Origin of the sequence: Desulfosoma sp. (assembly GCA_037481875.1) — a bacterium.
GTDB lineage: Bacteria > Desulfobacterota > Syntrophobacteria > Syntrophobacterales > DSM-9756 > Desulfosoma.
Genome location: JBBFKY010000010.1, coordinates 115849 through 125671, shown reverse-complemented (window position 1 = coordinate 125671; position 9823 = coordinate 115849). Strand labels below are relative to the sequence as shown.

General features: G+C 53.4%; 9 protein-coding genes. 3 read left to right on the top strand and 6 right to left on the bottom strand.

The window, feature by feature from the left end; translation table 11 throughout:
* Positions 1–593: 593 nt before the first annotated feature.
* Together WHS46_12780 and WHS46_12775 are read right to left on the bottom strand one after the other, a co-directional pair.
* Positions 594–1709 (bottom strand): ATP-binding protein, encoded by a 1116-nt coding sequence (locus WHS46_12780; GenBank protein ID MEJ5349551.1) that lies wholly within the window; start codon positions 1707–1709, stop codon positions 594–596.
* Complete coding sequence (locus tag WHS46_12775; protein MEJ5349550.1) at positions 1690–3162, bottom strand: sigma-54 dependent transcriptional regulator; 1473 nt, start codon at positions 3160–3162, stop codon at positions 1690–1692. Before WHS46_12775 ends, WHS46_12780 begins: the two co-directional genes overlap by 20 nt.
* Before the next feature lie 146 nt (positions 3163–3308).
* On the opposite strand from WHS46_12775, the gene WHS46_12770 reads away from it, so the two are divergent.
* Both WHS46_12770 and WHS46_12765 read left to right on the top strand, forming a co-directional pair.
* A complete protein-coding gene (locus WHS46_12770) occupies positions 3309–3512 on the top strand; it encodes a hypothetical protein (GenBank protein ID MEJ5349549.1) in 204 nt (67 codons plus the stop codon).
* Between the two features lie 286 nt (positions 3513–3798).
* Positions 3799–4572 carry a hypothetical protein gene (locus tag WHS46_12765; GenBank protein MEJ5349548.1) on the top strand — a complete coding sequence of 258 codons (774 nt, stop codon included), beginning with the start codon at positions 3799–3801 and terminating at the stop codon, positions 4570–4572.
* 79 nt (positions 4573–4651) lie between these two features.
* On the opposite strand, the gene WHS46_12760 is transcribed toward WHS46_12765, so the two are convergent.
* Together WHS46_12760 and lexA are read right to left on the bottom strand one after the other, a co-directional pair.
* Complete coding sequence (locus WHS46_12760) at positions 4652–4987, bottom strand: DUF5320 domain-containing protein (protein MEJ5349547.1); 336 nt, start codon at positions 4985–4987, stop codon at positions 4652–4654.
* Between the two features lie 188 nt (positions 4988–5175).
* The gene (gene lexA / locus WHS46_12755) at positions 5176–5790 is read right to left on the bottom strand and encodes a transcriptional repressor LexA (protein ID MEJ5349546.1); all 615 of its coding nucleotides are present in this window, start codon (positions 5788–5790) and stop codon (positions 5176–5178) included.
* Positions 5791–5979: 189 nt separating this feature from the next.
* Here lexA and WHS46_12750 point away from each other — a divergent pair, with 189 nt between their 5' ends.
* Positions 5980–6948 carry an alpha/beta fold hydrolase gene (locus WHS46_12750; GenBank protein ID MEJ5349545.1) on the top strand — a complete coding sequence of 323 codons (969 nt, stop codon included), beginning with the start codon at positions 5980–5982 and terminating at the stop codon, positions 6946–6948.
* On the opposite strand, the gene lpdA is transcribed toward WHS46_12750, so the two are convergent.
* Both lpdA and odhB read right to left on the bottom strand, forming a co-directional pair.
* Entirely contained in the window at positions 6933–8354 is a 1422-nt protein-coding gene (gene lpdA, locus WHS46_12745) for a dihydrolipoyl dehydrogenase (protein MEJ5349544.1), read from the bottom strand. The two genes, WHS46_12750 and lpdA, sit on opposite strands and share 16 nt — an antisense overlap.
* Before the next feature lie 30 nt (positions 8355–8384).
* On the bottom strand, positions 8385–9806 hold the full coding sequence (odhB, locus tag WHS46_12740) for a 2-oxoglutarate dehydrogenase complex dihydrolipoyllysine-residue succinyltransferase (GenBank protein ID MEJ5349543.1): 1422 nt from the start codon (positions 9804–9806) through the stop codon (positions 8385–8387).
* Positions 9807–9823 lie beyond the last annotated feature (17 nt).

Below are 9823 nucleotides of genomic sequence, written 5' to 3'. Positions count from 1 at the left end.
TGGAAAACTCACGAAAATTGTAAGTCTTCGCCTTCTTTTCCTTCTCTTCGGCCATCTTCATCCTCCGTCAAACGGCTCTCAAATAACATACGTTGAAATAGCTGGCTTATTTCCAAAATGGAACGTTTCGGCAACCCCGGTGCTTCGCCAAGATCGTTCATCTTTCCAAGAAACAAACTTCATGCCAGTTATAAAGACAAGGTTCTTGAACACAGGCGCTTTATAAAATGTATGCAAATGAGCGAAGATGCACACGGCCTCACGTCCGCGTTCCTTGGCGAAAACTGACGAACGAGGGAGGGTGTTCGACAACAAGAAAAACCGCTGCGTGGAATGCCACTTTGTGGAATGCCATTTTGTCGGGGCGAAGCGCCGCCTCGCCCCTACAAGCCTGAAACGGAAGCCCTTTCCCTGGACGTGCGGACCTTCGCTCTTTCGTTTGTGCGAGCGAACCACCCGCGCTTCCAAGGAAAAAACCCGTTTTCGGTCAAGCTTTCGGCCTCATGGAAGGAACCGTTCAGACAGTATAAAGGGATTCCATTGTGGAACATGAGCATTCCACAATGGAACTCATGGAATTTCCGATAGGCGGATCATGTTTTCGGGGACGGATCGTTGGGAAGGACGATACGGAAGGTGGTTTGGACCTGAGGAAGACTGGAGACTGTGATGCGGCCTCCGTGAGCTTCGAGAATATCTTTGCACACCGCCAGGCCCAGCCCGGTTCCGGAAGATCGGCGTGAAAAAAAAGGTTTGAACAGATGGGGAATATCGGCAGAAGGAATCCCTGGGCCGTTGTCGCGAACCAGGATCTCCAAACCTTCGGGAATCCTTCTGGCTTCCAGGTGTAGTTCCCCTTGACCGCCGAGGGCTTGGAGAGCGTTTTGGCCCAGGTTGAGGAGAACCTCCTTGATAAGGTCCGCATCCAGAGGAAAAGGGTCTGTATCGGGGGCCATTTGAATGCCGATATGTACCCTTCCGCGTAGAGCGGTGTCAGTGTTAAGCACTTCTCGAACATCTTCCAAAAGAGCCTGCACGGAGGTCGGGCGTTTTTCCGGAAGGCGGCCTCGAGCGTATCTCAAAAATTCTGAAAGCTTTCTCTCCAGCCGTTCCGTTTCCTTTCGAATGAGACCTAAGATCATGGCCTTTTGAGCTGCACTGACTGGGTCTTTTTCCAGGAGTTTTACGGCGGTGAGAATTGCTCCCAAGGGAGTGCGCAGTTCATGAGCCAACCCGGCTGCAATTTCTCCTAGAAGCGAAAGGCGTTCCTGACGAAACAAAATCCCCGCCTGCTCCTTTACCTTGGCTTCCAGAGTACGCGCTTGTTCGTGCAGAGCGGCTTCCAGGGTTTTGCGCTGGGAAATGTCACGCATGATATGGAGTCGAAAGATGGTGCCGTCGGGTCCGTGAAGAGGCGAAACTGACACTTCGTAGACTCGCCCATCGATGGGAGAAACCCATTCCCGGCGCCGTTCCGGCTCAAAAGAACTCATGCCATGCTGGCATTCATCGCACACGGCTCGGTCATGCCCGAAGAATTCGTGGCACAGAGCACCTTCTCCGTCGCCCATATCTCTTCGTAAGGACCAGTTCATGTATCGAATGCGGTAATCGCGATCGACCACGTAGATGCGGTCTTCCATGCTGTCAAGCACGGCCAAAAGGCTTGTTTTGTCCAGGAAGAGGCGCTCACGCTTGAGGTTTTTCATAACCGTATTTTTTCAGCTTTCTCCAAAGGGTGTTGGTTCCGATGCCCAGAACCGCTGCGGCTTTCCTCTTGTTATGGCCGCATCGAGCCAACACCGAGAGGATATGACGTCGTTCCACTTCTTCCAGCGTCAGATCGAGCCGTTCCTGGTCATGGACAGACGGTTCCGCGTCTTCCGACTTGAAAAGCGGTTCAGACCCTAGGGATTTGAAGTATGAAGTTTCCGAAGGCAATCCACATGACGGCCCTTTTGGAAAACAAGAATGGCTTTGGGACAGTTTTTCCAAGGATTCCAGCTGCAAAGCATCGGCATCGATTATTTGGGAGCGAGAAAAAATGAGGACACGTTCCAGCGTGTTTTCCAGTTCGCGCACGTTTCCGGGCCAGGAATATTGGAGAAGTCGCCGGCATGCTGCTGGCGTTAACTGCGGAATTTTTCTGCCCATGCGCCGGCTTAGACGTTCCAGAATCGTATGGGCTAAGGGAAGAATATCTTCCGGACGTTCCCGCAAAGGCGGAAGCACAATGGGTACCACATGAATACGATAATAGAGGTCCGGACGAAAACGACCCTGATGGACAAGCTTTGCCAGATTTTGGTTGCTGGCGGCAATGAGGCGAACATCCACAGGGGTTTCTTTGACGGAACCCACACGGCGAATGGTTCCTTCCTGAAGGGTGCGCAAGAGTTTCACCTGAAAAGCCGGGGAAATTTCTCCCACTTCGTCCAGGAACAGGGTCCCTCCGTCGGCCGCTTCAAACAGCCCTTTCTTTGCCTGGTGCGCTCCCGTAAAAGCGCCTCGCACATGGCCGAATAATTCGGTCTCCAGCAATGTCTCTGGTACCGCGCCACAGTTGATCCCCACAAAAGGTCCCGAAGATCGGCGGCTGCGATGATGAATCCATTTGGCCATAAGCTCTTTTCCGGTGCCACTTTCCCCTTCGATTAAAACCGGCGCGTCGCTTGCCGCCACATCGTCCAGGCGTTCCATGACCGCTCGCATCGCGGCGCTTTCCGCCACGATACGGTCTAATCCCGCCTCTTCTGTAAAACGATCTTTTAGATGATCAAGCTGCCGGCGCAATCTACGGCGTTCCAAGGCTTTTTTTAGGGTTCTGACCAAGAATTCCGGATCCACGGGTTTGGTGAGATAGTCGTAGGCGCCGCGCTTCATAGCTTCCACAGCGCTTTCCACAGAACCATATCCGGTGATGACCACCGTTTCGGCGTCAGGCCGTATTTCCTGAACATCGGCTAGCACCTCAAGGCCGCTACCTCCACCCAAACGCAGGTCCGTCACCACGGCATCAAAGGCTTCTTCGCAAAGAGCTCGGCGCGCCTCAGAACGGCTGGAAGCCGGCACCACGGCAAAGCCTTCCTGTTCCAAATAAAGGCTTTGGGTAAGGCGCAAGGAGGCATCATCTTCCACAAAAAGGACTTTGGGTGGCCGCATGAGAAAGGTTCCTTGATCCGACCTTGATCTGAAAGATCTGGACTGTTTGAAATGACCCTGCTTGTCGAAGCTTTATTATCGTGCCATTCTGGCTTTGAAAAGTCTTCAGACACCAAAGGGTCTTCGAAATCTTGGAGGATTTCGTGATGGATCATGAAAGAATTCGTCAAACCGTCCATCCCGACAGCGGGGCAGTCAAAGCACCCGAGGTGTGCCCTCAATGCTGCGGCACAGGACTGGTGTGCAGTCTGGAACCCATCATCACGCCTGGAGCGTGCTGCGTGGACTACGCCAATGCCGTCTGCCCCGGCTGCGGAGGCTCAGGGAAGAAAAAAGATACGGCTTCCTGATGCGACCCATGCTTTAGGCAGATCTAGTGTCAATTTCCCTTCCTTGAAGCGACCCGATTTTCACGGCCCTTTTGGTTGCAGAGGAATAGTGTGTTCTTGAGGGGGATTTTGTTCTCGCCCACGATCCTTGAGGATTGGGCGAGACGTCATTAGCATAAATGCCACCTCTGAATGGCTCCGTTTCCGTCAGCCAAAAAAAGCTGCGCCCAGGACGTGAGTGTCGTGCTGCTTGCCTCTGCGCCCACGGTCATGGTAGCATTCCAACAAATTTTCAGGAGGCGCCCCGATGCCCGAAGAAGTCTTGATGATCGATACCGAACAAGTCAAAGCCTTCATCGAAACGCTGGTGCGCGACCAACTCAGAGCGCTTGTCGCACAACAGCTGGCTGCCTTTGTGCAGGAAAACGAACTGAAAGCGCGAGAGCTGTCGCTTATGGAGCGTATCGTGCGCGTGGAAGAAGAGCTCAAAGCGCTTCGAGAATTACAGATGTCCCAGTTTAGCGCCGTGGAAAAGCGCTTTGAGGCCATGGACATACGCTTTGAGGCGATGCTGCGGGAAATGCACGCGCGCTTTGAGACCATGGACAAACGCTTCGAGGCGATGCTGCGAGAAATGAACGCGCGCTTTGAGACCATGGACAAACGCTTTGAAGCGTTGCAGCGGGAAATGCATACCCGCTTTGAAGCTGTTGATAAACGCTTCGAGGCCATGGACAAACGCTTTGAAACACTGCAGCGGGAAATGAACGCGCGTTTTGAGGCCATGGACAAACGCTTTGAAGCGTTGCAGCAGGAAATGCATACCCGCTTTGAAGCCGTTGACAAACGCTTCGAGGCGATGCTGCGGGAAATGAACGCGCGCTTTGAGGCCGTTGATAAACGCTTCGAGGCCATGGACAAACGCTTTGAAGCATTGCAGCGGGAAATGCATACCCGCTTTGAAGCTGTTGATAAACGCTTCGAGGCCATGGACAAGCGTTTCACGCAGCTCCAATGGACAATGGGCATTGGGTTTACGCTCGTGGTCTCGTTTATGAGCTTACTAAAGTTTATCGGATAGCACAGAGGGGCAAGGCGCGCCTTGCCCCTCCTTTGAATGGAATTCGATGCATCGGTTTTTGTGGTTTCAGGCCGGTTTTTTAGGCTTCTTTTTTTTCCAGTTCCTCGATTTGCCTTCGTGCCTCCTCCAAGGCGTTTTCGAGGTTGGCTGTATAGTTTTTGAGCCACTGAAGCTGTTCCTCACGGCTCCATGACCTGGGAACCGCCCAGCCCCCTCCCGGTCCATAGTCGCCTGGCCAAAAACCTCGCCGCCAACCCCATCCGCGCCCTGGACCGCGGCCCCACCAGCCTCGTCCTAAGCCAAAACAACCGCCGTAGGTTCGTCGTCCCACTCCTCTAGGCGCAGCACACCAACCCAAACCTCTCCCTGTCATGGGTCCTGCACCCCAGGGTCCTGTTCCGTCTCGTGCCGGCATCACTCGTCCTCCTTTCCTCAAGAGTATGACCTTTTCCCCTTTGAACAAGGCAAAGAGCATGCCCACAGTCGTAATTCTTTCAAAATCCTGAGATCTCGGAAGGACGGCAAGTTCTCAAGTCCCCGTTGAGTGCGTCCTCTTTGGTGCATCGTGCACCTTTGATGACATCTTGCCGGGGACAAAGTGCTTCACAAGCCCAATCGATGTCGATAATGCCGCACCAACCCCACCACCACGCCGAGAATTTCCACAACATCGGCGGGAACCACCATGGAAGCCATGGCACTGTTGGCCGGACGCAATTCCACGAGGGAACCTTGCAGGAAAAACCTCTTGACCGTAGCTTCTCCATGGACCAGGGCCACAACCGTTTGGCCGTTTTCGGCGGTAGGCTGCTTTTTGACGATAAGAATATCCCCTTCTCGAATGCCCTCCTCAATCATGGAATGGCCTCGAACCTTTAGCGCGAAATGTTCCCCTCCCGCCAACAGGCTTTCCGGCACATCCACAGTTTCCGGGACCTCTACGGCTTCAATGGGCGTGCCCGCGGCCACAATGCCCAAAAAGGGAATGGTCTTTCCCCCGCTCCTCAGTTCCACGAGTTCCAAAGCGCGCTTACGGTTTTTGCCCAAACTTCGCACCACACCGCGTTCTTCCAACTGCTTCACGTGCTTATAGACTGCGTTTAAAGACCGAAACCCTAAATGCTTACGAATTTCTTCATAGGATGGGGCATGACCATGTATAGCCATATAGGTCTGCAAAAAGTCGTGGACCCTTTTCTGTGCCGGTGTCAGCTGCATGGGCTTTCTCCTTTTCCTTGAAACCTGCTTTGACGCTTTATCCTAGAGTGAATTTTAGGTGAAAGTCAAGAGAAGCCTCCGCGTCTTTAGGGCAAAACGCCTCTGTTTCTTGAGTTTTCCAAGGCTTATGGTGTATGGAAACGGCTTGTTTGATGCAAAATGACTTGGCCTGCTCACAAGGAAGAATTTATGGTGCAACCTTGCTCCTATGCGGCGCCTCGGTTTTTTCGAAACCCTCATGTGCAGATGATTGTGGTCAACGGTTTACGCTTTGTACGTGGAGTCACCTATCGACGGGAACGCCTGAACACTCCGGACGGAGATTTCATCGATCTGGATTGGTCTTGCCGAGGATTTCGGCGCGTTGCGGTGATTGTGCACGGGCTGGAAGGACATTCCCGCCGCCCTTATGTTTTGGGTATGGTTCGAGCCGTTCAGGAGGCGGGTTGGGACGCCTGCGCCGTCAATCTCCGTGGATGCAGCGGAGAACCCAACCGAAAGCCTTGGTTTTATCATAGTGGTATGACGGAAGATCTCGAAACGATTGTGGAGCACATGGCGAGATCAGACCGCTATGACGCCGTTTCCTTAGTGGGGTTTAGTCTTGGAGGCAACTTGATTCTCAAATACCTGGGTGAACAAGGTTTAAAACTCCCGCCTTTCATTCGCGCCGCCGTAACATTTTCTGTTCCATGCGATCTCGCAGGTTCGGCCCGAAAGATTTCAGAACCTCAAAATCGTTTTTACCTGAAACGTTTCCTGAAAATGCTTTGCAAAAAGATTCAAGCCAAAGCCGCGTTGTTTCCGGACCGGCTCCATCCCCAGGAATGTTCCCGTATTCGAACGCTGGAAGACTTTGACCATCTCTACACAGCCCCTTTGCACGGCTTTCAAGACGCCCGGGATTATTATGCACGAGCGTCCTGCCTTCCTTTTTTGGAACAGATCACCATCCCAACCCTTCTGGTCAATGCTCTGGATGATCCATTCCTCAGCACGACATGCTTTCCCTATCGAGAAGCCTATAGGAATCCCTATCTCTTCCTGGAAACCCCGAGCTACGGAAGTCATGTGGGATTTGGCGACTTTGTGGGACGTCTCGCTGTGTGGTCGGAAAAGCGCGCCGTAACTTTTCTTCAGGATCAGTCCTTGCCATAGATGGCGCAAGCCGTCGCCACTCTAGCGGCTTCCTGCAAAGCTTCAGCAAAGGTGGGATGACCGTGCATGATACGGGCTACACCAGCTGCCGTGGCGACGCATTCCATGGCCAACACACCTTCGGCGATCATGTCCGACGCCCTGGGACCGATGATGTGAACGCCTAAAAGGCGTCCGGATCCCGCATGGGACAGGATTTTCACAAATCCTTCAGTTTCCCCCATGCATCGGGCACGCCCCGCCCCAGCAAAAGGATACGTTCCCACACAGTAAGGAACATTTAAGGCGCGCAATTCTTCTTCGGTCTTGCCGACCATGGCCACTTCCGGCCATGTGTAGATGATGGCGGGGATGGCGTCGTAGTTCACCTCACTTTCCATGCCGGCCATGCTTTCCACGCAGGCGATGGCTTCCGCAGACGCCTTATGAGCCAGGGCGGGACCTGCAATCACATCTCCGATGGCGTAGATCCCTGGCACACTGGTTTCATAACGGGTATTCACCAGAATATGACCTGTTTTAGAGTGGGTGGCCACGCCCACATTTTCCAATCCCAAGCCTTGAATGCGCGGCCGACGTCCGACAGCGACCAAAAGACGGTCAAAAACCAATCGTTCTTCGCCATCCTTGGTTTGCACGCGGACAACCACTTCATCGCGCTCCCTTGAAACTTCCACCACTCGGCTTTCCAAGAAAAATCGAAAACCACGCCGGCGCAAAATGCGTTCCAAGGCTCGAGACACCTGGGCATCCAGAAGGGCCGCAATGCGTGGAAGCATTTCTATGACGGTGACTTCCGATCCCAAACGCTGCCAGACGGATCCCAATTCCAAACCGATGTAGCCTCCACCCACAATCCCCAAACGATCCGGCACCTTTGAAAAGGCCAAAGCCTCTGTGGAAGAAACAATCCTTTCTCCATCAAAGGCGATATGGGGGATCTGGACGGGTTCGCTACCTGTGGCCAGCAGCACCCTCTTAGCCTCCAGAAGCACCGTCTCACCTTGGGAATCCTGCAGATCTACAGCGACCCGTCCTGGCTCTGTCAGTCGTCCTGTGCCGTGCATCACCGTCACATGATGGCGTTCCAAGAGCTTGCGCACATTTTCTGTGAGTTCGCTCACGACCTTGTCTTTTCTTGCCATCATGGCCGCGAGATCCAGATCCAGCCCTTGGCATCGAATACCGTGTTCAGAAAAGCTTCGACGGGCCATGTCGTAAAATTCGCTGGAATCCAGCAGAGCCTTGCTGGGAATGCAACCTACGTTCAAACAGACCCCGCCCAAACGGTTGTCTTTTTCCACACACACGGTCTTCATCCCCAACTGGGCCGCTCGCACGCACGCCACATAGCCCCCGGGTCCCGAACCAATGACACAGAGGTCAAATCGGTTTTCCGCCGTCATCCCATTGTCCCTCACAACGCATTGGCGCCTTTAGATACCCACGAGCAAGCGCTCAGGATCCTCGATGACTTCCTTGACCCTTCTGAGAAAGGTCACGGCTTCCCGCCCGTCAATAATGCAATGATCATAGCTCAAGGCCATATACATCATAGGCCGAATCACCACCTGGCCATCCACAGCGATGGGGCGATCTTCAATCTTGTGCAATCCCAAAATGGCGCTCTGAGGCGGATTCAAAATGGGCGTGCTCAGCAAGGATCCATAAATGCCACCGTTGCTGATGGTAAAGGTACCCCCTTCCAGATCGCTCAACTGCAGCCGATTCGCCTGAATTTTTTGGACAAATGTGTCGATGGCCTTTTCAATTTCAGCAAAACTCAAAAGGTCCGCATACTTGATCACCGGCACCACCAAGCCGCGTTCCGCGCCCACAGCGATCCCCATGTGCACATGGGCATGATAGACAATGTCTTGACCGTCAATGAACGCATTGACTTCGGGAATTTCCTGAAGCGCCTGAACACAAGCCTTGACGAAAAAGCTCATGAATCCCAAAGACACCCCGTATTTCTTCTTGAAGGCTTCTTTGAAGCGGCGCCTAAATTCCACAACACGGCTCATGTCCACTTCATTGAAGGTGGTGAGCATGGCTGTGGACTGCTTGGCATGCACAAGCCTTTCCGCAATGCGCTTTCGAATTGGGCTCAAGGGCTTACGTGTTTCTTCCTGGATTTTTCCTGGAACACCGAGGCTTGCAGGTTCCCGTCCAGCCTCGGCAGCCGACGGAACCACAGCTTCCGCTGCGGGCATCGTCCCTGGTGCCGTCTTCGAAACAGGTGATGCCATGCTGGGCGCTGTAAAGGCCGGCACAGAACGTCCCTGAGACTCCAGAAACAGAAGCACGTCCCCTTTAGTGATTTTACCTTCCGGACCCGTGCCCGGCACTTGAGTCAGATCCACCCCCATTTCGGATGCCAATCGAGCTGCAGATGGAAAGACATCGACGGAAGGTGAAGAAAATGTTGCTCTTTCTTGTGGGGAAACCGTTTCAACTCTTGTGAAAGCTTTTGGACTTATCGGTTCACGGGAAAGAATCGCTGCTGTTGGTGGAGGTTCAGGAAAAGGAGCCGAAACCTGGAGAGGTAGGGATTCCGTCATCGATGGAGTCACAGAAGCAGATGGCGGCTTTGGCTTGGGCGAAGGCTTTATCGCTTCACCTTCTTCAAGGAGGCGACCCACCACGGTTCCTACGGTTACCGTTTGGCCCGCAGGTACCAAAATCTCAACGACACCGTCCGTTTCTGCGGGCACTTCCAGGGTCACTTTGTCTGTTTCCAGGACAAAAAGTACGGTGCCTCGGCTCACCTTTTCTCCCGTTTTGACGAACCATTCAGCCAAGACGGCTTCTCGGACGGATTCCCCCACAGCCGGAATGACAATATCACGAGGCATGATCCACTCCACGATCA